The 21,642-nt window shown below is 50.5% G+C and carries 14 protein-coding genes; 9 read left to right on the forward strand and 5 right to left on the reverse strand.

Features of this window, described 5'->3' with window-relative positions; genetic code table 11:
• Positions 1–109: 109 nt before the first annotated feature.
• Positions 110–2,170, forward strand: coding sequence for a polyphosphate kinase 1 (gene ppk1, locus QRD42_RS18900; RefSeq protein WP_072569311.1), 2,061 nt, complete (start codon positions 110–112; stop codon positions 2,168–2,170).
• A 3-nt stretch (positions 2,171–2,173) separates the two neighbouring features.
• A complete protein-coding gene (gene ppx, locus QRD42_RS18905) occupies positions 2,174–3,718 on the forward strand; it encodes an exopolyphosphatase (RefSeq protein WP_318362742.1) in 1,545 nt (514 codons plus the stop codon).
• A 23-nt stretch (positions 3,719–3,741) separates the two neighbouring features.
• Here the strand turns inward: ppx and QRD42_RS18910 are convergent, their stop codons facing one another.
• On the reverse strand, positions 3,742–5,985 hold the full coding sequence (locus tag QRD42_RS18910) for an EAL domain-containing protein (RefSeq protein ID WP_321987856.1): 2,244 nt from the start codon (positions 5,983–5,985) through the stop codon (positions 3,742–3,744).
• Positions 5,986–6,325: 340 nt separating this feature from the next.
• Between QRD42_RS18910 and QRD42_RS18915 the strand changes: the two genes are divergently transcribed.
• From QRD42_RS18915 to pgaD, 7 genes are all read left to right on the forward strand, one after another.
• Complete coding sequence (locus QRD42_RS18915; protein WP_072569504.1) at positions 6,326–6,517, forward strand: YfgG family protein; 192 nt, start codon at positions 6,326–6,328, stop codon at positions 6,515–6,517.
• A gap of 230 nt (positions 6,518–6,747) precedes the next feature.
• Entirely contained in the window at positions 6,748–7,572 is an 825-nt protein-coding gene (locus QRD42_RS18920; protein WP_318362740.1) for a helix-turn-helix transcriptional regulator, read from the forward strand.
• A 107-nt stretch (positions 7,573–7,679) separates the two neighbouring features.
• Positions 7,680–8,963: a GGDEF domain-containing protein gene (locus tag QRD42_RS18925; protein ID WP_318362739.1), complete on the forward strand. Its 1,284-nt coding sequence runs from the start codon at positions 7,680–7,682 to the stop codon at positions 8,961–8,963.
• Positions 8,964–8,981: 18 nt separating this feature from the next.
• Positions 8,982–9,212: a hypothetical protein gene (locus QRD42_RS18930; protein ID WP_318362738.1), complete on the forward strand. Its 231-nt coding sequence runs from the start codon at positions 8,982–8,984 to the stop codon at positions 9,210–9,212.
• A 188-nt stretch (positions 9,213–9,400) separates the two neighbouring features.
• Positions 9,401–13,138, forward strand: a complete 3,738-nt coding sequence (gene pgaB / locus QRD42_RS19640) for a poly-beta-1,6-N-acetyl-D-glucosamine N-deacetylase PgaB (protein WP_415877743.1) — start codon at positions 9,401–9,403, stop codon at positions 13,136–13,138.
• Positions 13,131–14,447 (forward strand): poly-beta-1,6-N-acetyl-D-glucosamine synthase, encoded by a 1,317-nt coding sequence (pgaC, locus tag QRD42_RS18945; RefSeq protein ID WP_318362735.1) that lies wholly within the window; start codon positions 13,131–13,133, stop codon positions 14,445–14,447. The genes pgaB and pgaC overlap by 8 nt, the downstream gene beginning before the upstream one ends.
• A 1-nt stretch (position 14,448) precedes the next feature.
• On the forward strand, positions 14,449–14,844 hold the full coding sequence (pgaD, locus tag QRD42_RS18950) for a poly-beta-1,6-N-acetyl-D-glucosamine biosynthesis protein PgaD (protein WP_318362734.1): 396 nt from the start codon (positions 14,449–14,451) through the stop codon (positions 14,842–14,844).
• A gap of 89 nt (positions 14,845–14,933) precedes the next feature.
• Here the strand turns inward: pgaD and QRD42_RS18955 are convergent, their stop codons facing one another.
• The 4 genes from QRD42_RS18955 to guaB all read right to left on the reverse strand — a co-directional run bounded on the left by QRD42_RS18955 (position 14,934) and on the right by guaB (position 21,540).
• Positions 14,934–16,613, reverse strand: coding sequence for a glycoside hydrolase family 43 protein (locus QRD42_RS18955; RefSeq protein WP_321987857.1), 1,680 nt, complete (start codon positions 16,611–16,613; stop codon positions 14,934–14,936).
• Positions 16,614–16,658: 45 nt separating this feature from the next.
• Positions 16,659–18,113: an MFS transporter gene (locus QRD42_RS18960; protein ID WP_321987858.1), complete on the reverse strand. Its 1,455-nt coding sequence runs from the start codon at positions 18,111–18,113 to the stop codon at positions 16,659–16,661.
• A gap of 320 nt (positions 18,114–18,433) precedes the next feature.
• Positions 18,434–20,011 carry a glutamine-hydrolyzing GMP synthase gene (gene guaA / locus QRD42_RS18965; RefSeq protein ID WP_072569506.1) on the reverse strand — a complete coding sequence of 526 codons (1,578 nt, stop codon included), beginning with the start codon at positions 20,009–20,011 and terminating at the stop codon, positions 18,434–18,436.
• A gap of 62 nt (positions 20,012–20,073) precedes the next feature.
• A complete protein-coding gene (gene guaB / locus QRD42_RS18970; RefSeq protein WP_158684905.1) occupies positions 20,074–21,540 on the reverse strand; it encodes an IMP dehydrogenase in 1,467 nt (488 codons plus the stop codon).
• Between the last annotated feature and the right edge of the window lie 102 nt (positions 21,541–21,642).

A 21,642-nucleotide genomic window follows, 5' to 3' on the forward strand; every position in this document is an offset into this window, starting at 1 on the left:
TTAATGTCATACTTCCCTGTCACAATTGGACAACCTGTGGCAAAGCTCGCCATAATGAAGGCAGAGACGGATTGCCACGAACCGTGATTGAACCGGAGTGTGAGTTGTAATGGGTCAGGAAAAGCTATATATCGAGAAAGAATTAAGCTGGCTGGCGTTCAATGAGCGCGTCCTTCAGGAAGCCGCGGATAAATCGAACCCGCTTATCGAACGCATGCGTTTTTTGGGTATCTATTCCAACAACCTTGATGAGTTCTATAAAGTGCGTTTTGCCGAGCTGAAACGCCGGATCATCATCAGCGAAGAGCAAGGCTCTAACGCCCATTCACGCCATTTACTCGGCAAGATCCAGGCCCGTGTGCTAAAAGCCGATCAGGAATTTGACGGCCTTTATAATGAACTGCTGCTGGAAATGGCCCGTAACCAGATCTTCCTCATCAACGAACGCCAGCTTTCTGTTAACCAGCAGAGCTGGTTGCGTAACTATTTCAAACACTATCTGCGCCAGCACATTACGCCCATTTTGATTAATCGCGAAACCGATCTGGTGCAGTTCCTGAAAGACGATTACACCTATCTGGCGGTGGAAATTATCCGTGGCGACGCCATTCGCTATGCGTTGCTGGAGATCCCGTCCGACAAGGTGCCACGTTTTGTCAATCTGCCGCCGGAAGCGCCGCGCCGCCGTAAGCCGATGATCCTGCTGGATAACATTCTGCGCTACTGCCTCGATGATATTTTCAAAGGCTTCTTTGATTACGATGCGCTCAACGCCTACTCGATGAAAATGACCCGTGATGCCGAGTATGACCTGGTGCATGAAATGGAAGCGAGCCTGATGGAGCTGATGTCCTCCAGCCTGAAACAGCGTCTGACCGCCGAGCCGGTGCGCTTTGTTTATCAGCGGGATATGCCTGACGCGATGGTGGAAATGCTGCGCGACAAGCTGACCATTTCGCGCTATGACTCCATCGTGCCCGGCGGCCGCTATCATAACTTCAAAGACTTTATTGGCTTCCCGAACGTCGGCAAAGCCAATCTGGTGAATAAGCCCCTGCCACGTCTGCGCCACATCTGGTTCGATAAATTCCGTAACGGATTCGATGCCATCCGCGAGCGCGATGTGTTGCTGTACTATCCGTACCACACCTTTGAGCACGTGCTGGAACTGTTGCGTCAGGCGTCGTTCGATCCGAGCGTGCTGGCGATCAAAATTAACATTTACCGTGTGGCGAAAGATTCGCGCATTATTGATGCGATGATCCATGCGGCGCATAACGCCAAAAAAGTCACCGTGGTGGTGGAGCTGCAGGCGCGTTTCGACGAAGAAGCCAATATCCACTGGGCGCGTCGTCTCACCGAGGCGGGCGTACACGTGATCTTCTCCGCGCCCGGACTTAAGATCCATGCCAAGCTGTTCCTCATCTCCCGTAAAGAAGGCGATGAAGTGGTGCGTTATGCCCATATCGGCACCGGTAACTTTAATGAAAAAACCGCGCGCCTGTATACCGACTATTCACTGTTGACGGCGGATGCGCGGATCACCAACGAAGTGCGTCGGGTGTTTAACTTTATCGAGAATCCATACCGTCCGGTAAACTTCGATTACCTGCTGGTTTCGCCGCAAAACTCCCGTCGCCTGCTGTATGATATGATCGACCGCGAAATTGCCAACGCGCAGAACAACCGCCCGTCCGGGATCACTCTGAAGCTGAATAACCTGGTTGATAAAGGCCTGGTGGACAGGCTGTATGCGGCCTCGGGTTCCGGCGTGATGGTAAATCTGCTGGTGCGTGGTATGTGTTCGTTGATCCCACAGCTTGAGGGCATCAGCGACAATATCCGTGTGATCAGCATCGTTGACCGTTATCTTGAACACGATCGCGTTTATATTTTTGAAAACGGGGGCGATAAGCAGGTTTATCTCTCCTCCGCCGACTGGATGACGCGTAATATTGATTACCGTATTGAAGTGGCAACGCCGCTGCTGGATCCGCGCCTGAAACAACAAATACTGAATATTGTGGATCTTCAGCTTAACGATACGGTTAAAGCGCGTTATATCGACAAAGAGCTGAGCAACACTTATGTACCCCGTGGTAATCGCCGTAAAGTGCGCTCGCAACTGGCGATTTACGATTACATCAAATCACTCGAGCAGCCCGACTAATCTATGCCTATAAATGACAACGCCCCTCGCCCGCAGGAATTTGCTGCGGTCGACCTTGGTTCGAACAGTTTCCACATGGTGATTGCCCGTGTGGTGGATGGCGCGATGCAGATCATCGGCCGTCTGAAGCAGCGTGTGCACCTGGCCGACGGGCTGGACGATAAAAATATGCTCAGCGAAGAGGCAATGGAGCGCGGGCTGAGCTGCCTTGCGCTGTTTGCCGAACGTTTGCAGGGCTTTGAGCCGTCCAGCGTCTGCATTGTCGGCACCCATACCCTGCGCCAGGCGCTGAACGCCTCGGAGTTTTTAAAACGCGCCAGCGAGGTGATCCCCTATCCCATTGAAATCATTTCCGGCAACGAAGAAGCGCGGCTGATTTTTATGGGCGTGGAGCACACGCAGCCGGAAAAAGGCCGCAAGCTGGTGGTGGATATTGGCGGCGGCTCGACGGAGCTGGTGATTGGCGAAGATTTCGAACCTAAGCTGGTGGAAAGCCGCCGTATGGGTTGCGTGAGCTTTGCGCAGCTCTATTTCCCTGGCGGCACCATCAGCCGGGAAAACTTCCAGCGTGCGCGCCTTGCCGCCGTACAAAAACTGGAAGGTCTGGCGTGGCAGTACCGTATTCAGGGCTGGAATGTCGCGCTGGGCGCATCCGGCAGCATCAAGGCCGCCCACGAAGTGTTGCTGGCGATGGGCGAAAAGGACGGTTTTATCACGCCGGAACGCCTGGATCTGCTGGTCAGTGAAACCCTGAAAGCCAAAAACTTTGACGCGCTGAGCCTGCCGGGTCTGTCAGACGAGCGTAAAGCGGTGTTCGTGCCGGGGCTGGCGATCCTTTGCGGCGTGTTCGACGCGCTGGCGATCCGCGAGCTGCGTCTTTCCGACGGCGCGCTGCGTGAAGGCGTGCTGTATGAGATGGAAGGTCGCTTCCGCCATCAGGATATTCGCAGCCGCACGGCACAAAGTCTGGCGAATCAGTACAATATCGACCGGGATCAGGCGAAGCGCGTACTGGAAACCACCATGCTGATGTACGATCAGTGGCTGGCGCAAAATCCTAAGCTCGATAATCCGCAACTGGCGGCGCTGCTGCGCTGGTCAGCCATGCTGCATGAAGTGGGCCTGAATATTAATCACAGCGGTATGCACCGTCATTCAGCCTATATTCTGCAACACAGCGATCTGCCGGGCTTCAACCAGGAGCAGCAGATGATGATGGCAACGATGGTGCGCTATCACCGCAAGGGGATCAAAATTGACGATCTGCCGCGTTTCGCGCTGTACAAAAAGAAGCATTACCTGCCGCTGATCCAGTTGCTGCGCCTTGGCGTGCTGCTGAATAACCAGCGTCAGGCCACCACCACGCCGCCGACCCTGCGTCTGAAGACCGATGACAATCACTGGACGCTGAGCTTCCCCCATGACTGGTTCAGCCAGAATGCGCTGGTGCTTTTTGATCTCGAAAAAGAACAGGAGTACTGGCAGTCGGTTACCGGCTGGATGCTCAAGATCGAGGAAGAAGACGCCCCGGACAACGTGGCCGCCTGATCGCCTCCGCCGTCATCGCCTGCTCAGGCGCGCAATGACGGCAAAGCTGCTCTATCAACCAGGCCGCTCAGCGGCTCTGGTTTGCCAATCAGATAGCCCTGCATATAGTCGATCCCCAGCTCCATGGCCGCGCGCAGGATCTCCTCGCTTTCTACGTACTCCGCCACCACCTGCATCTTTTTCATGCGCGCCAGATGAACAATGGACGCGACAATCTGATAATCGAGGCTGTTCGAGGTGATATTGCGGATAAAGCTGCCGTCGATTTTTAAAATATCGGCATTAACGTTTTTCAGCCGCGCATAGCTGGCATAGCCGGTGCCAAAATCATCAATCGCCACCCGGCAGCCCATATGTTGCAGCTGTCCGAGGGTCTGATTAGCCTGTTCGATGTTGGTAAGGGAATTGCTTTCCGTCACTTCGAAAATCAGTTGCCAGGCTTCGATATTCCAGGCTTTCAGCAGGCGGCTGACTTCCAGCGTAAACTGCGCGCGGCAGACGGACGACGGGGAAAGGTTGATGGCAAAACGCTGACCGGGCAGCACATCGCGATGGGCATCCATAAAGCGTAACGTATTTTCTATTACCCACTTGTCGATGCGCGACGACAAACCAAGTTCGTGCGCCACCGGCAGGAAGCTGTCCGGGCCGATATATTCGCCGTTATCCCCCACCATGCGCAGCAGGATCTCATGATAATTATCGCCACGGATGCCGGCGATAGGCTGGGCAAGCAGCACAAAACGATCCGCTTCCAGCGCCTGCTGGAGCCGGTTCATCATCTCGACTTTATCTTTCAGGCCCCGCTGTAAGCTGGCGGCGCCGCGACGTTGCAGACTTTCCGGATGATTGGTCGCCAGCGACAGATCCGCCACTGTGCTTAACTCGCCCAGCAGCAGGTAAAGATGGACGACGGGTGAACGCACGTAGCAATAGCTGATCCCCACCTGCGGCTGTAGCGGCATGCCATCCCAGACGAAGCGGAACTGCTTGATCCTGGCGTCCAGCGCGTCAATACGCTCTTCATAGGATTCCGTATTCAGACGGATCACCAGATCGGGCCCCGAAAGATGATAGACATCCTCATGGGTATGCAGATCCTGACGCACCCACTCTGCCAGTTTTTGTTTGTACTGAATGCGCAGCATGACGCCGTAATTACGTCCTAACATTTCCAGTTCAGGGACACGCAGAAAACAGAGTACCGACCAGGGCGTATCCGCCAGCGCGCGGTTCAGCGCCCGCAGGTTAGGCATGTGCATCACCGGATCGAGGTAAGCGAGTTTTCGGACGCGAACATGGGCCATACGTTCGCTGGTGGCCAGCATCGACATATAGTTAATGATGAATGAGAACACCAGATAACTGGACGAGGTGATGGTCAGCTGGATGCCATAGTCCTGGCGGACCGGCAGGTAACAGTAAAAATAGTGCACCGCGACGATAAGAAACGGCGTCCAGACCACCGACATAAAACGATAGCCGAAGCGCATCGCTCCCCACAACATTACCGGCATTAACAGCGTCAGCGTGTAGTTGGAGCTGAAAATGGTACTTTCTTCATTCATGGGTTGCAGTAAAAAACCCAGGATGACGATGAGTAAGCCAAGCCACAGCACGACTTCAACCCGTGAGCATCGCGGATGGAATTCACGTCGCATCTGGGTAATAAAACTGCGCACATAGCGCGGATGGCGGATGATACGGATCAGCAGATAGCACATCGGTATGCCGGTCAGACAGCCTACCATCAACGCCTGAAAATTGATCAGCGTACGAACGCTCCACGGACTGGAACCCGCCATCATGCTGTAGTTATTGTACATGCCGAGGTAAGTCGTCAGCTGAAAGATAAGCAGAATAATGGCGGCAGGACAGATCACCTGCCAGAAAAGGCGCTGCCCCATTAAATCGGCATTTCCGTACGACACCATATGCCGTCGCGTGACAAAAAGGCGATACCCCGCCCAGCTAAGGATGGTCGGGATAAGAAAATGGACAGTTTTTGCCAGAATTTCCATACCGACGGTATGGGGGTAGTAGTGGAAAACCAGCGCAAGCGTGATGCCAGGCAGCGCCGCCCAGCCAAAAAACAGCATCAGGCTGATAAAAAATGCCAGCGGCAGATAGTAGAGCGTAACGACACCGCCAGCAATCTGGGTGGATGTATTAGCAAGGATAACGAATGGCAGTAAAACAACAGGGAGGAAAAGCGGTAGCGCCCACCATTGATCTTTGTATTGTTGATACCTTTTTAAAAAAGTCATAGATGCTCGTCAGAAAACCCAGGGTCCAGGAGGGGCGTTTCAGGCAGGCATCCAACCCGTCTGTAAAGGTACGATTTCGTGAAGTCTGTTGCGATTTTAGTTATGTACTGCCATGAATAACTGATCTGCATCAAAAAAACGGCCCACACTAATCAATAATTACACAATTAATCATTCCAGCACTTTATTTATAGATATTATGAATGTTTCGCGCCGGAATATATAATTCTGATTAATATTTTTTTGACGATTTTTTACATTATTGTGAATTGACCTGCATCTGGCTTTGTGCCTTAATAACGTACCGCCCGTCGATCGGGCTTACCTTATAGGACCCCTTGTGAGTCAGGCAAACAGTATGCGAAAACGACATCGATTTGACAGTCGCATGACCCGTATCGTACTTCTCATCAGCTTCTTCTTCTTTTTTGGCCGCTTCGTCTATTCCTCTATTGGCGCCTGGTATCATCATCAGGATAAAGCCCAGTCTCAACAGATTAGCCAGACTATCGACCCCACCGCACAACGCTAAGACTTCACCCTGTCAGACAGCACGCTCCTGTTAGCGTGGGCATTCCTGCGTCCGTAAAAATTTACCCTGTAACCGCCCTGCGCTGACAGGTGGCGGCTCCTGCACGAACCCTCCCCCAGGGGCCGCTCTTTTATTCATCTATACTCATAATGACTTACCGGCTGCACTTTTGCGTAAAATGATCCGTTCGCCTCATTTTACCCGCTAGAATTTAAGGAAAATCTGAGGGAATGAAAGAAACTATACGCAAGCACATCATTTCCTGGGTTGAAGAGAATATCTATTCTCTGGCAAACATTGACGATCTGACCAAAGTGTTAGGCTATAGCAGACGTACTATTGAAACCTGGTTTAAGCAACAATATGGTCAATCGTTGGGTGATTACATCCTTAAACGGAGAATATGCCGTGCAGCAGTGTTGATCCGCATGACGTCACTGCCGATCACCGAAATTGCATACTTATTTCATTATCAGAGCAGTCAGGGGTTTGCCAGAGCCTTTAAAAAATTTACTGGCCTGTCGCCCACAGATTATCGCAGATCAGACGTCTGGGAATTTGATAAATTACAGCCTTCATTGTTGCTGAAAGACGTCCAGTTGCCGGAGGTGGAGCTGTGCACCATAACGCGGGAATTTGCTTACAACCACACGGTGACGGTGCATGATCATATTTTTGAGCCAGCTGTATCTGACGTGACGAAAAGCATTAAAAAATTATTACTTGATAATGAAGAAGTTATAAAAGAACTGGCTATCTCAGCTAAGCACTCTGCGCTGTTAAGTAAAGGACGCGAAAGTATAGTCGATGTGGATATCTCCTGGGCGACATCAACGAAATCAGCAACAGCAGAAAACACTCATCTTTTTAGTGGTAATTATGCAAAAATGAATTTCGAAGGGGACTGGGATACCTATGGAGCTTTTAGCAAAATTGTTTATATGCTCATCATGACCAGATATAAATTAAAGCTGCGTCATGAAATACACTTAATGAAATTAAATTTTTATTCAGAGGAACGCGTAAACTTCAGCATTTTCATTCCGGTAATGTAATTAAAAAATCTGTCGATAGTTATTAAAAGCTGAACATATAATGCACCCTCTTTAACCTGGGCTGTAGCACACAGCATGATTTTAATTTACTAATCAATACCTGTATTATGAAAGATTTAATCATTATTGCTGATTCAGTATTTTCAAATACTACACCACAACTCCACTTATTATCATTACTGATATTAATTGCTACGGACGTCGCGGCGTTTTCAGCGATCCTTGTCAAATATTATTGTGATAAACATAAAAAGCATTATCTACTGCTGAGCATGGCTTTTCTGGCAGGTGCACTGTTTTACACAGAAAGTACCTCTATCGTCTATGACGCGACGACATGGCGCACCATCGATTTCGTGCGATCAATGAGTAAAGCCGCAAATCCTGGAATATTTAACCTGGCAAGACAAGTATGCACCATGAGCTTTATTTTTACCGCGCTTTTGATGTATGCCGCGGATATAAAAGAGCATGGCAAATGCCTGAAGAATGACAGCATCATATTATCCCTGTCAGCGGCATATATTATCTGTGTATATATCGCCGCCTGTTATCTCTATAAAGATGCAGCTATCCCATCGCCTGGGCATCCCGTGGCACTAAAAAATATGGACTATGCCCGTTATGCCTGTGGTGCGCTCGCGCTGGTGTTGTTTGTGCTGGTTGTTTATTACAACAATTTTAACAACACCCTCTGGAATGGCATTGCCGCGCTAATGCTGACAGAAATGCTGTGCGTTGTGATTCTTTATATTTATGGCCAGGAGAGTATTGTAGCCTGGAACCTGATCAGGGGCATAAAAGTGAGTTGCCGTTTGCTCATCACGACTTTCATCATTGCCGATACCCTCACCTCGTTAAAAAAGGTGTGCCATATGCGCATGTACGATGCATTAACAAAAGCCTATAACCGCACCTATTTTCTTGAGGAAATAGAAACACTGCTGGCGCACAAAAACAAAAAAAACGGATTCAGTGTACTGTTACTTGATCTGGATAAATTCAAAGAGATTAACGATACCTTCGGACATCAAAAAGGCGATCAGGTGCTTCAGGAATTTGCACAGGTGATCCGCAACAATCTTGGCTCAAAAGATATTTTTGCCCGTCTCGGCGGTGATGAGTTTGCCATTATATTACCCGCCGCTTCTGAAAAAGAGGCGCAATATGTGGCGGATAACATATGCAAAAACGTCGCGCGGCTTTCCCACTCCTCCTCCCTTGGATTACCAGGCGAGATAACCGCGAGCATCGGTATTTACCGTAGTAACGGTACGGAAAGCGTGAAAGATATTATCGGCTTTGCTGACGTGGCGCTCTATGAAGCGAAACGTGAAGGCAAGAACAGAAGCATCGTTTTTGATGGCGATTATTACTCGATGACTACCTGAAAATAAATGAGGCATGAGATGACTGTTGATAATTTTCCGCTCAACGAACGGGATATTGATTCTGTCGCTTTTTCTGTCGCTTTTAGCGAGTGGCTGGGCATTGACAATTTGCAGGCGTGTACGCTTACCAGCCTGACGCCGCAGGAGCGAAAAATATTTGAGGAAAAGCTTTCCCGCTATCGTATTTTTTGTCAGACCGCGTCTGGAGAAGAATTTTTTTCTCACCGGTTGTTTCAGGATAAAAAATGAAAGCAAGCTTTTAGCTCGCGGGTCAGAAAAGCTAACCCTTTCCGGTCCATAAATAAAATAACTTTAGCCTCACCATTATGTCTTTATCAGGCAAGGGACAGTATCACTCTGATAAATTACATGAGGGCCTATGTTTAACGTAAAGAAAAGCAGTGTAAAAAACCCGTTATAAATTAATTGCAGTTTGTCTGGCGTCTTATTTTAGCTGCCAGGTTAATGCACAGCCTCAGAATTATAATGCGCTGGTACGGGAAGCCAGAAACGGCAATACCACGCCCGCGCTGGCCTGGTTCGCCTCCCACGCATCGCTAAACAATCAACAAATTGCGGACTGGTTACAGATCGCCTCCTGGGCAGGCGAGGATGCGCAGGTGATTTCTGTATATGAGCGCTTTAGCCATCAAAACTTACCGCTGCGGGCTTATCCGGCGGCGGCTAAAGCTTATCGCAATCAGAAACGCTGGTCTGAATCATTACAGCTCTGGAAACGTTTATGCGACAAGGATCCTGCCAATGCCGACTATCAGCGGGGATATTTATTAACGCTGGCGGACAGCGGTGATCATAAAGCCGCTATAGAACATGTAAATACGTTGCTTAAGAAGGATCCGGACAGCCGTAACTATCTGGCGGCGGCCTGGGTGTATCGACTCGCCGGACAGGAGCAGAATGAACTTTTTGCCAGTACGATGGCGATGCAGCATTCATCATCAGGCACGGGTGTTAAAGAATATAAGGAGGCGCTGCAGGATAACGATCTTTCGTATGTGTTGCTGAAAGAGAATGGATCTCACGCTGATCCTGATGCTCGTGCCGGTTATGCTGCCGAACTTGTACGACTGGCGTTTATGCCAACCCGTAGTGAATCCGAGCGCTATAACATTGCCGATCGCGCGTTAGCCACCTACCAGTCATTATTAAGTGAGTGGAAGGATAAAAAAGAGCTGGCCCCTTACTATCGCCGCGCTCTTATTGATCAAATGGGTGCGCTGCTTGCACGCGACAGGCATAAGGATGTGCTTAAGCAGGAAAAAGTACTGAAAAGTGAAGGTATCGCGCTTCCCGAATATGCCCGCTACTGGGTCGCATCGGCCTATTTGCATGAAAAGAAACCGCAGCAAGCCGAAGCAATGCTGAAAGACCTTTTCTACAGCAAGGGAGTATTAAAAGAAGACGTTACCGAAGAGCAACGTGCCGATCTATTTTATAGCCATCTGGAAAGCAATCGATTTAAATCGGCGTCGCTGCTGACAAATCATATTCTGAAAAAAGAGCCTGTTCATACTTATATGCCAGGTTCGCCGCTGCCTTTGCCAAATAACGAATGGTTGCAGGGCCATCTGTTTTTGGCCGAGCTGCATGAATATGCCAACGACCTTCCTGCGGCTGAACGTTACCTGCGTAATCTCAAAGACAGGGCACCGGGTAACCAGAACCTGAAAATTGACTATGCGCGAGTGCTGATGGCCAGAGGCTGGCCGCGTAAGGCTGAGAAGGAATTAAAGAAAGCGGAAGTGCTTGAGCCGACAAACATTTCGCTGGAAGTAGAACAGAGCTATGTCGCAATGGCGCTTCAGGACTGGCGACACGCTGAACTGTTATTAGCGGACGTGCAAAAACGCGATCCGGCAAATTCTGCGGTGAAAGAGCTGAAACGGGCCCACGATATTCATCATTCCGCGGAGCTGCGTGTTGGCGCAACAGTCGATCTGGATTCTGACAGCCCTGATTCCGGCCGCCATGACAACAGCTTTACCACGACCATTTATACCCCGCCGCTGGCAAAAAACTGGCGGGCATTTGCGGGCTTTGGCGAGATCAACAGTCATTTCACCGAAGGCCAGGGTAACGTTCGCGACTGGTCAGCAGGCTTAGAGTGGCGTTCGCGCGATATCTGGATGGAAGGCGAAATCATGGAGCGTCATTTTAATCATGGCGATAAATTAGGCGGCCGCTTCTCGGCGCGCTATGACCTTAACGATAATTTCAGTATCGGTACGCAGGCGGAGCGTATTTCGCATCGCACACCTGCGCGTGCCTTGAAGCATGGTATTACGGCAAATAGCGCTGAAGCCAGCGTGCAATGGCAGAAAAAGAAGATACTACGTACTTTTATAATAGTGCTTGGCATCAGCATGCTTACAGCCTGTAACGATCACCGAAAGGTATCGTTTTCTTCACCGGACACACGGCAAAAATTACGTGCGGAAAATCCCTGGCCTGACAACAGCTTTATTGTGCTGGCTTACCATGACGTTGAGGATGAGAGTGCCGATCAGCGCTTTATGTCGGTACGCACCAGCGCGCTACGGGAGCAATTTTCCTGGCTGCGGGAAAATGGCTATCATCCCATTAGCGTGGAGCAAATTCGCGCAGCTCACAGAGGCGAAATAACCTTACCCGCCAAAGCCGTTTTGCTGAGCTTTGACGACGGTTATCAGAGTTTCTATACCCGCGTTTTTCCACTACTGAAAGCCTATCAGTGGCCCGCTTTATGGGCCCCCGTGGGCAGTTGGGTCGATACGCCAGCCAATAAAAAGGTAAAGTTTGGCGATGAGTATATTGATCGGGAGAAAATCGCGACATGGCAGCAAATTGCTGAACTTGCCCGCTCGCCGCTTGTGGAAATAGGCGCTCATACCTGGAACTCCCATTACGGTGTGCAAGCTAACCCCAGCGGAAGCAAATTGCCAGCAATCGCTAACCGTTTCTATAACCCGACAACCTCGACCTATGAAACGGAGCAACAATATCGTCGACGCGTTAGCGCAGATGGTAAAAATATCGCTGAGCATCTAAAAAAATATACCGGCAAACAACCCAAATCCTGGGTGTGGCCGTATGGTGCTGAAAATGGCGTGGCCATACAGGAGCTCAAAAAGCTGGGTTTTGATACCTTCTTTACGCTTGAGGACGGACTCGCCACGGTAGATAACCTGGACGCGATCCCACGCCTGTTAATTGATAATAACCCGTCGCTGATTGATTTTGCGCAAATGGTCGCCAGCGTGCAGGAACAGTCAGAGATGCGTTCAATCAGCGTGAGCATTGATAGCATTTATGATGTCGATAAAAATCGGCAGGAGAAGAATATTGATCTTCTTGTTCAGCGCATTAAAGACATGAATGTGAGTACGGTATTTTTACAGGCATCGGTAACGCCGGTAGCAAATAGCGCCACTCGCGAGGTGTATTTCCCCAATCGCTGGTTACCTGTCCGGGAAGACCTGTTCAATCGTCTCGCCTGGCAACTCAGGACGCGCACGGATGTGGCGGTATATGCCTCAATGCCGCTGTTGAACTGGGACTTCAGCCCGGCCGGGAAAGACAAGCCCTCAAAGGTGATCGATGACGTCACCTGGCAAAAAATACACGACATGTATGAGGACCTGGCCGAACACAGCGTCTTTGACGGCGTTGTTTTTGTCGATGAGAAAGCGTCCCGTAAACGGGAGTTCGCCAACAAGTCGACGCCCACCGCGCTAACGGTTTCTCTGGCGAATACGGTTAAATCTGTTCGCGGACCGTCGATAAAAACGGCACGTCAGATTATTGCCATGCCGGAATTGCACCCGCAAATGGACGACATGTTTAATCGACGTATTCAGGAGTCATTACGCCTTTACGACTGGACGATAGTTGTCGCTAATCCCTACCGGGCGAAGCAAGACAAAAAGTTTGCCAGTAAGTGGCTACAGCAGCTTGCCCGCTATATCACCAGCTTCTCTGCTGCGAACGATAAAGCAATAGTGCAATTAGAAACGCAATCTGTTGATGCTAAAGACATTGCCAGCTGGATGGAGTTATTACAACTCAACGGCGTAAAAAATTATGGTTACACCCCGGACGATCTTATTACTGGTGAAGATCATGTCCGCGTAATAAGTCCTGAGATCTCAACTAACTGGTATCCAGAAAATGAATAATCGTATTGTTTCGCTCATTATCCTGTGCCTGGTGGTGAGCATTCCGCTGGTGATAGCCCTGTTATTTTCCGTTGAAACGATGCTTCGCTTTGTTTTCTTCTGGCCCTTTTTTATGTCTGTTTTATGGATGGCCGGGGGGCTGCTGTTCTGGTTCAGTCGTGAACGGCACTGGTCATGGGGGCGGGAAGATGATGTTCCCACGCTAAAAGGCAAGCCGCTGGTTTCGGTAATTGTCCCCTGTTATAACGAGGAGAACAACGTCGCCGAAACCATCGAATCGGTGCTGAATCAGCGTTACAAGAATATTGAAGTGATCGCCGTCGACGATGGCTCAACGGATGGCACAGGATTTATTCTTAATCGTCTGGCGAAACAGCATTTACGGCTGCGCGTTATCCATCTGGCGCATAACCAGGGCAAAGCCATCGCGTTAAAAACCGGCGTGGCGGCGGCGAAAAGTGAATGGTTAGTATGCATTGATGGCGATGCAAAACTCGATCGTGACGCGGTGGCTTATATTGTGGCGCCCATGCTTGAGAATCCCCGCGTCGGAGCGGTTACAGGTAACCCGCGTATTCGCACCCGCTCAACGCTAATCGGCAAAATTCAGGTCGGTGAATTCTCCTCTATTATCGGCATGATTAAACGCACGCAGCGCATGTATGGCCAGATATTTACCATCTCCGGCGTGGTAGCGGCTTTCCGCCGTACAGCGCTGGCGGATGTGGGCTACTGGAGTGAGGATATCATTACTGAAGATATTGATATCAGCTGGAAGCTACAGCTTAAGCACTGGAGCATTTTTTATGAACCGCGCGCATTGTGTTGGGTATTGATGCCCGAAACCTTAAAAGGTTTATGGAAACAACGTTTACGCTGGGCGCAGGGCGGCGCGGAAGTCTTCAGAAAGAATATGACGCGACTGTGGCAGTGGAAAAACCGCCGTATGTGGCCGCTATTTACTGAATATTGTCTTTCCACCGCCTGGGCTTTTACCTGCGTGATCAGTTTTATCCTGTTTCTTGCCAGCCCGCATGGTGCAATGACGCTGTCAAATATGGCGCTCGATGGACTGGCAGGGATCATTTTGTCCTGTATTTGCATCGCCCAGTTTGCGGTCAGCCTGCTTATCGACAGCCGCTATGAGAAAAACCTCGCAGGCGCACTTTTCTGGGTCATCTGGTTCCCGGCCATTTACTGGGTGCTGAGCCTGATGACGACAATAGTCGCCTTTACCCGGGTAATGATTATTTCGCAGAATAAACGGGCGCGCTGGATCAGCCCGGATCGTGGTATTGAAAGAGGTTGATATGGAAAATCACATCATTTGCACAGAAACGCGACCATTACGTTATGGCCTTGACCTGTTCCTGACCTGTATTGTCTGGTTGCTGTTTATCAGTTTATTAGCGTTAAGCCTGATAAAATTCTTCAATCCTGAAATATTAGGAGAAGAAGTGATCCATCGACTGAAGGTTTACTTTTATTTCTCCTGTCTGAATGCCATAGGTCTTATTATCTGGGCGACCTACAATCGTCTGCGTTTTCGGTATGAGAGGCGCAAAAACGCCCAGCGCATTCAGTTGCCGAACCTGATGGCAAGCCTGGATGTGGACGCTGATACGTTCATGGAATTGCAGAAAGCGCAGCGCATTGTGGTTACGCATAACGACCATGGTCAAATTCAGAAGGTCACGCGTTTGTGACCGGAACGGGCATATCCTGCTGCCTGTAACGCATAAAAAGCCCGCGTCTGCGCGGGCTTGAAATGTGATCTTAATTGACGCTTTAGCTTTTAATTGAACCGTGACTCAGAAGCCTGCCAACTATAAGTATTATCTGCCGTTAACGAATCCCCAAGCTCCTGATAGGCGAAATCATAAAACTCTGCGCAGGCGTCGTAACCCGAGTAGTCCACCACCGCAAGACCAACGAATGCCCCGGTAAAGAAGCCGCCATAACTTTGCAGCACATAGTCGTCCGAGAGAATAGCGGAATCTAATGTAACGGGAATTTCAGTGAAAGTGATCCCATCAAAGCTGTATTCATAGGTGTAGGTTTCCTTGCGGACTTTCGTGCGAAACCAGACGTAATGAGTGTGTTCAGGGATCTTAATGGCGTCGTCTTTCAGATATGAAGTATATTTCCCACGGTTATTCTCAGCAATTTCAATGACAGCACCGTTAATTTCATTCCAGGTGATAAAAATAAAGCTCCAGTGGCGATCGTTATAATAGTTCGTTAACCCGGCCATTTGCTGATAATTAACGGGATCAAATTTGACTTTGACCTGTGCATCAAAATAGAAGGCCTGCCAGCGGCGGGCAATCAGCGACAGGTCATGGGTATTCGCCAGCGAGCCCTGCCCCCTTAACGTCAATTTACCCTCGCCCGTTGTGCCCATTTTTTCGGTGAACGGTACCCGGAGCGTATTCCAGTTAAGATCCAGTGTCGGCGATCGGAAGTCATCATACTGGCTATGATCTTTTGCGCTTTCGGTGTGGATAGCATCAGCTGGCCTTTCGACAAAAGTTTTGCCGCCATGCCCCCCTTCAATGCGGGGCCAGCCATCCTGATCCCAGTACACTTTCTGGATAGAGGTTTCTCTGCCGAGAGTTGACCAGCCACGGGGATCATAAACCGACTCGCCAGGACGATTCCACGGGCGGGCGCAGAGCGAGGCATAATACCATTCACCTTTGGGCGTTGAGACTAAAGAGCCATGCCCCTGCTTCTGAATATAACTGTCTGGCGTATCGACATTCGTCAAGAATACGTCTCCCGGCGCGGTTTCAAAACTGTCGGCTTCTAAGGTTCTGGAACGTGCCACCACTTCCTGGTGAGTAAACACCGTCCCTCCCTGCGCGGCAAAGAGATAATAATATCCGTTCAGTTTATAGAGGTGTGGTCCTTCAACAAGCGCCACCGCGGTGCCCCGATAAATCGTTCGTGCGGTTTCAAGCTTTAATTTCAGCGTCTGTGTATCAAGCTCGGTTAACGTGATGCCATTAAAAGGATGGTGATATTCCCGGTGGTCCCAGGTTTGTTGAACCAAATATTTACGACCATCGTCATCATGGAAAAGTGAGGCATCAAAACCGACGCCATTAAGCTTAACAGGTTCTGTCCATGGACCACGAATATCCGTTGCAGTGGTCAGATAATTGGTCATGTCTTTAAAAGCGCCCTCCGTGACTTTCACATCCGTATAAACTAACCAGAATTGGCCATCGGCGTAAGAGAGCGCGGGTGCCCAGATACCACCAGACGAAGGGTTGCCTTTCATCTCCAGAAGCGTGGTGGTTGACAACGGCGCAGGCAGAAGCTCCCAGTTTTGCAGGTCTTTTGACTGATGTAAGCGAACGCCCGGGAACCATTCAAAGGTTGAATTTGCGATATAGTAAGTGTCGTCAACACGAATAATACTCGGGTCGGCGTTAAAGCCAGGCAATACAGGATTTTGAATAAGCGACATATCATTACACCTTTCTTAAATTTTATTTATTGTTAATTTTTCTGACTACACACGAATCTCATCAAGCTGACGATTGATATCAGTGACATGTTTGTCTGAGATTGGATAGATTTGCATGACAATCATTGAAATCGCAGCTAACAGGATTGGGATCCAGACCGCGGTAATGACGATACCGTCCAGCGCGTGGGCGCTTTGCTGCGCTCCGGTTTCATTAAAGCCATAGGCCGCCAGTAACCAAAGGGGAATAGCGCCGCCGATGGTAAAACCAATTTTGAAAAACAGCCCCATGATGGCATTGATGATAGCGGCGTTGCGCTTACCTGATTTTAACTCGCCATAGGCGATAACTTCAGGCACCAGCGCCCACATGAAACCGGTCGCCGAGGTTAAGCCCCACTGTTTAATGAAGGTAGCTATGTAGGCAAGCCAGAGCGCATCATGCATACCTTCCCGTGACCAGACGTAAGTCAGCAATTCACCTGCGATAAACATGCCGAGGAAAAAATGGAAGAAGCCTTTTTTACCAAAAATTTTCTTCAGTTTTGGCCAGAAAACAGGGAATAAAATGCCGGGGATTGAGGCGACCAGGCCAATCGCTCCCATCCATTCTGAATGCCCCACTACGTACTGATTGAAAAAGCCATTAACGGTGTTCATGAAAAACATGAACGTAAACGCCAGCATGAAAAACAGTCCGAGAATAACCAGCGGCCGGTTATTTTTCAGTTCAAGGAACAGGTCTGTGGTTTTTACACTGGCCGTTTGTTCTGCTGTCGCCACAACACGTTCTTTGGTGAATTTATAACAGACGAAAAGCGCTACCGCCCCTAACAGCATATAAACTGAATACACCCCAAACCAGGCGTAGTTAGCGGAGGGGTCGGTATAGTTGCCCATATTCAGTTCAAGCCCAAAAAAGCCGGTATCCTTAAGAGTGCGATCTTTGGGCGCGGCCATCTGCACAAACATTGGAAAGAGCGTATAGACCAGCAGATTAGCGCTATTCGCCAGCATCATTCGCGTGCTGGTCAGTTTATCAATAGATTCCGGATCTCTTGTCAGTGACGCATTAAGTGAACCATAAGGAATGTTCACCACGGAATAAAGTAAATCCAGCGCCAGATAAATAATAAAGGCAAAAGCAACCGATCCCCTGATGCCGGGAATAGGTGCAAAAAGCAAAGCGGAGAGAATGACGAGTGGAACGCCTGCTCTTAAAAGCCACGGGCGATATTTTCCGGCAGGCGAACTTCTTTTGTCCACCCAGGTTCCCACCATCGGGTCCCAAAAGACATTGATGATACGGACAAACAAGAATATAAACCCGGCAGTCGCCGTACTGATAGTATTCACCGTCAGCATGTGAAGCGCCAGAAAACCGCCTACCGTACCGAACACCAGGTTTTGAGCAAAGTCGCCCATGCCATAACCAATACGCTCGCCGCGGGTTAATATATGATATTCATCATGCCGGTTGTGCTTTGTGTTTCCACTCATTTTAATCAGTTCTCCGGACTCTTTTGTGTAGGTGAAACACTTTCTGACACATGTGACTAAGGAGAATCCATTACGTTTTTGAACTAATTAATTATGTTTTTTTATTTCTGTGATCATAGATACAAAAGCTTTTCGCCGTTATTTTTTGCGAAGCGGCTCACGTTTGAGCATTATCTTAATGCGGGTGTGAAATAACATAATTGAATAACCGGCGGGGAAAATACAGGATGGATTATGTCTGAGCATAAAATATCAGGCATAAAAAAACCCGCAATAATGCGGGCTTTTTATCGGGAATACCTGTTGGGGTCAGGTTAATCTTATTCCCATTCAATCGTCGCTGGCGGTTTGCCGCTGATGTCATACACCACGCGGGAAATGCCATTGACTTCATTGATGATGCGGTTGGAGACACGGCCGAGGAAATCATACGGCAGGTGCGCCCAGTGCGCGGTCATAAAGTCGATGGTTTCCACCGCGCGCAGGGAGACAACCCAGTCGTACTTACGGCCATCGCCCATCACGCCAACAGAGCGAACCGGCAGGAATACGGTAAAGGCCTGGCTCACTTTGTTATACAGATCGGCTTTACGCAGCTCTTCAATGAAGATCGCGTCAGCACGGCGCAGCAGATCGCAGTACTCTTTCTTCACTTCGCCCAGCACACGCACGCCAAGTCCCGGACCCGGGAACGGGTGACGGTACAGCATGTCGTACGGCAGGCCCAGCTCCAGACCGATTTTACGTACTTCGTCTTTGAACAGCTCGCGCAGCGGTTCAACCAGGCCCATCTTCATCTCTTTCGGCAGGCCGCCCACGTTGTGGTGCGATTTAATCACGTGCGCTTTACCGGTTGCGGAGGCCGCAGACTCGATAACGTCAGGATAAATAGTCCCCTGCGCCAGCCACTTCACGTCTTCCAGCTTCAGCGCTTCTTCGTCAAACACTTCCACGAAGACACGGCCGATAATTTTACGTTTCGCTTCCGGATCGTTCTCGCCCGCCAGCGCATCCAGGAAGCGCGCTTCGCCTTCCACGTGCACAATGTTGAGACCAAAGTGATCGCCGAACATATCCATCACCTGCTGGGCTTCGTTCAGACGCAGCAGGCCGTTATCCACGAATACACAGGTCAGACGGTCGCCAATGGCGCGGTGCAGCAGCATGGCGGTCACCGAGGAATCCACGCCGCCGGACAGGCCGAGGATCACTTTGTCGTTACCGACCTGCTCACGCAGGCGCACCACGGCGTCTTCGATAATTTTTGCCGGGGTCCACAGGGCTTCACACTCACAGATGTCGAGTACAAAGCGCTCCAGCAGACGCTGACCCTGACGAGTGTGGGTCACTTCCGGGTGGAACTGTACGCCATAGAAGCGTTTTTCTTCGTTCGCCATAATGGCAAACGGGCAGCTTTCGGTGCTGGCGACGGTCACAAAGTCATCCGGGATCGCGGTAACTTTATCGCCGTGGCTCATCCACACGTCGAGCAGCGGATTGCCGTCAGCGCTCAGGGAGTCTTCGATACCGCGTACCAGCGCGCTGCTGGTTTTAACTTCAACCTGCGCATAGCCGAATTCACGCTCGTTCGAGCCTTCTACATGACCGCCGAGCTGCATCGCCATGGTCTGCATGCCGTAGCACACGCCCAGTACCGGAACGCCTGCGTCAAACACATACTGCGGCGCGCGCGGGCTGTTATGCTCGGTGGTGCTTTCCGGGCCGCCGGAGAGGATGATACCGCTTGGGTTGAACTCACGGATCTGTGCTTCCGTGACATCCCATGCCCAGAGTTCGCAGTAAACGCCCAGTTCGCGCACGCGACGGGCCACCAGCTGTGTGTATTGCGAACCAAAATCGAGGATAAGAATGCGATGCTTATGAATATTTTCCGTCATTGACGCTAATTCCGAGGCAAGTAAAACAAAATCGCCCGGCATTAAGCCGGGCGTGGAAACGATCAGGAGCCCATACGGTAGTTCGGCGACTCTTTGGTAATGGTCACATCGTGAACGTGACTTTCCTGAATGCCTGCACCGCTGATGCGTACGAATTCGGCTTTGGTACGCAGCTCGTCGATGGTAGCACAGCCGGTCAGCCCCATACAGGAGCGCAGGCCGCCCATCTGCTGGTGAATGATCTCTTTCAGATAGCCTTTATAGGCCACGCGGCCTTCGATACCTTCCGGCACCAGTTTGTCAGCGGCGTTATCGGTCTGGAAGTAACGGTCAGAAGAACCTTTGGACATCGCGCCCAGCGAACCCATGCCGCGATAGGATTTGTAGGAACGTCCCTGGAACAGTTCGATTTCGCCCGGCGATTCTTCGGTACCTGCCAGCATAGAGCCGACCATTACCGCGCTTGCGCCAGCGGCGATGGCTTTGGCGATGTCGCCGGAGAAACGGATGCCGCCGTCAGCGATAACCGGAATACCGGTGCCTTCCAGCGCTTCCACCGCGTCAGACACGGCGGTGATCTGCGGTACGCCCACGCCGGTCACGATACGGGTGGTACAGATGGAGCCAGGACCGATACCCACTTTTACCGCGCTCACGCCAGCCTCGGCCAGCGCACGTGCGCCTGCGCCGGTGGCGACGTTACCGCCGATGATTTGCAGATCCGGGTATTTGGCACGGGTTTCACGAATGCGTTGCAGCACACCTTCAGAGTGACCGTGAGAGGAGTCGATCAGCAGGACGTCAACACCGGCGGCGACCAGCGCGTCCACGCGCTCTTCGTTGCCCGCGCCTGCGCCTACGGCCGCGCCAACGCGCAGACGGCCATGCTCGTCTTTACAGGCCTGCGGTTTACGTTCGGCTTTCTGGAAGTCTTTAACGGTGATCATGCCGAGCAGATGGAAATTCGCGTCAACCACCAGCGCTTTTTCCACGCGTTTTTCGTGCATTTTGGCAAACACGGCGTCGCGCGCTTCGCCTTCACGCACGGTAACCAGGCGCTCTTTCGGCGTCATATAGACGCTGACCGGCTGGCTTAAATCGGTAACAAAACGCACGTCACGACCGGTAATAATACCGACCAGCTCGTTGTCAGCGGTGACAACCGGGTAGCCTGCGAAACCGTTACGTTCGGTCAGTTCTTTCACTTCGCGCAGCGTGGTGGTTGGCAGTACGGTCTGTGGATCGGTAACAACACCGGATTCATGTTTTTTGACGCGGCGGACTTCTTCAGCCTGACGCTCAATGGACATGTTTTTGTGGATAAAGCCGATGCCGCCTTCCTGTGCCAGAGCAATCGCCAGACGCGCTTCCGTCACGGTGTCCATGGCTGCGGAGAGCATAGGAATATTCAGGCGAATGGATTTCGTCAGCTGGGTGCTGAGATCGGCGGTATTCGGCAGAACGGTGGAATGAGCGGGAACAAGGAGGACGTCGTCAAACGTCAGGGCTTCTTTAGCGATACGTAGCATGGGCAATATCTCTGACCGGGTGGTTAAATATTGCCGTGGCATTATACAGAGCGTAATCGGTTGCATCCACACTTTTTTCAGAAAAATAGTTGCGTTCGCCTC

The organism is Enterobacter sp. PGRG2, assembly GCF_030291195.1.
Classification (GTDB): Bacteria; Pseudomonadota; Gammaproteobacteria; order Enterobacterales; family Enterobacteriaceae; genus Enterobacter_D.

Excerpts from the sequence above, each read along its gene's own strand:
- QRD42_RS18960 (WP_321987858.1), bottom strand. The coding sequence starts at position 18,113 with ATGAGTGGAAACACAAAGCACAACCGGCATGATGAATATCATATATTA.
- ppk1 (WP_072569311.1), top strand. The coding sequence starts at position 110 with ATGGGTCAGGAAAAGCTATATATCGAGAAAGAATTAAGCTGGCTGGCG.
- pgaD (WP_318362734.1), top strand. The coding sequence starts at position 14,449 with ATGGAAAATCACATCATTTGCACAGAAACGCGACCATTACGTTATGGC.
- guaA (WP_072569506.1), bottom strand. The coding sequence starts at position 20,011 with ATGACGGAAAATATTCATAAGCATCGCATTCTTATCCTCGATTTTGGT.
- QRD42_RS18920 (WP_318362740.1), top strand. The coding sequence starts at position 6,748 with ATGAAAGAAACTATACGCAAGCACATCATTTCCTGGGTTGAAGAGAAT.
- QRD42_RS18910 (WP_321987856.1), bottom strand. The coding sequence starts at position 5,985 with ATGACTTTTTTAAAAAGGTATCAACAATACAAAGATCAATGGTGGGCG.
- ppx (WP_318362742.1), top strand. The coding sequence starts at position 2,174 with ATGCCTATAAATGACAACGCCCCTCGCCCGCAGGAATTTGCTGCGGTC.
- guaB (WP_158684905.1), bottom strand. The coding sequence starts at position 21,540 with ATGCTACGTATCGCTAAAGAAGCCCTGACGTTTGACGACGTCCTCCTT.
- pgaC (WP_318362735.1), top strand. The coding sequence starts at position 13,131 with ATGAATAATCGTATTGTTTCGCTCATTATCCTGTGCCTGGTGGTGAGC.
- QRD42_RS18955 (WP_321987857.1), bottom strand. The coding sequence starts at position 16,613 with ATGTCGCTTATTCAAAATCCTGTATTGCCTGGCTTTAACGCCGACCCG.
- QRD42_RS18925 (WP_318362739.1), top strand. The coding sequence starts at position 7,680 with ATGAAAGATTTAATCATTATTGCTGATTCAGTATTTTCAAATACTACA.
- QRD42_RS18930 (WP_318362738.1), top strand. The coding sequence starts at position 8,982 with ATGACTGTTGATAATTTTCCGCTCAACGAACGGGATATTGATTCTGTC.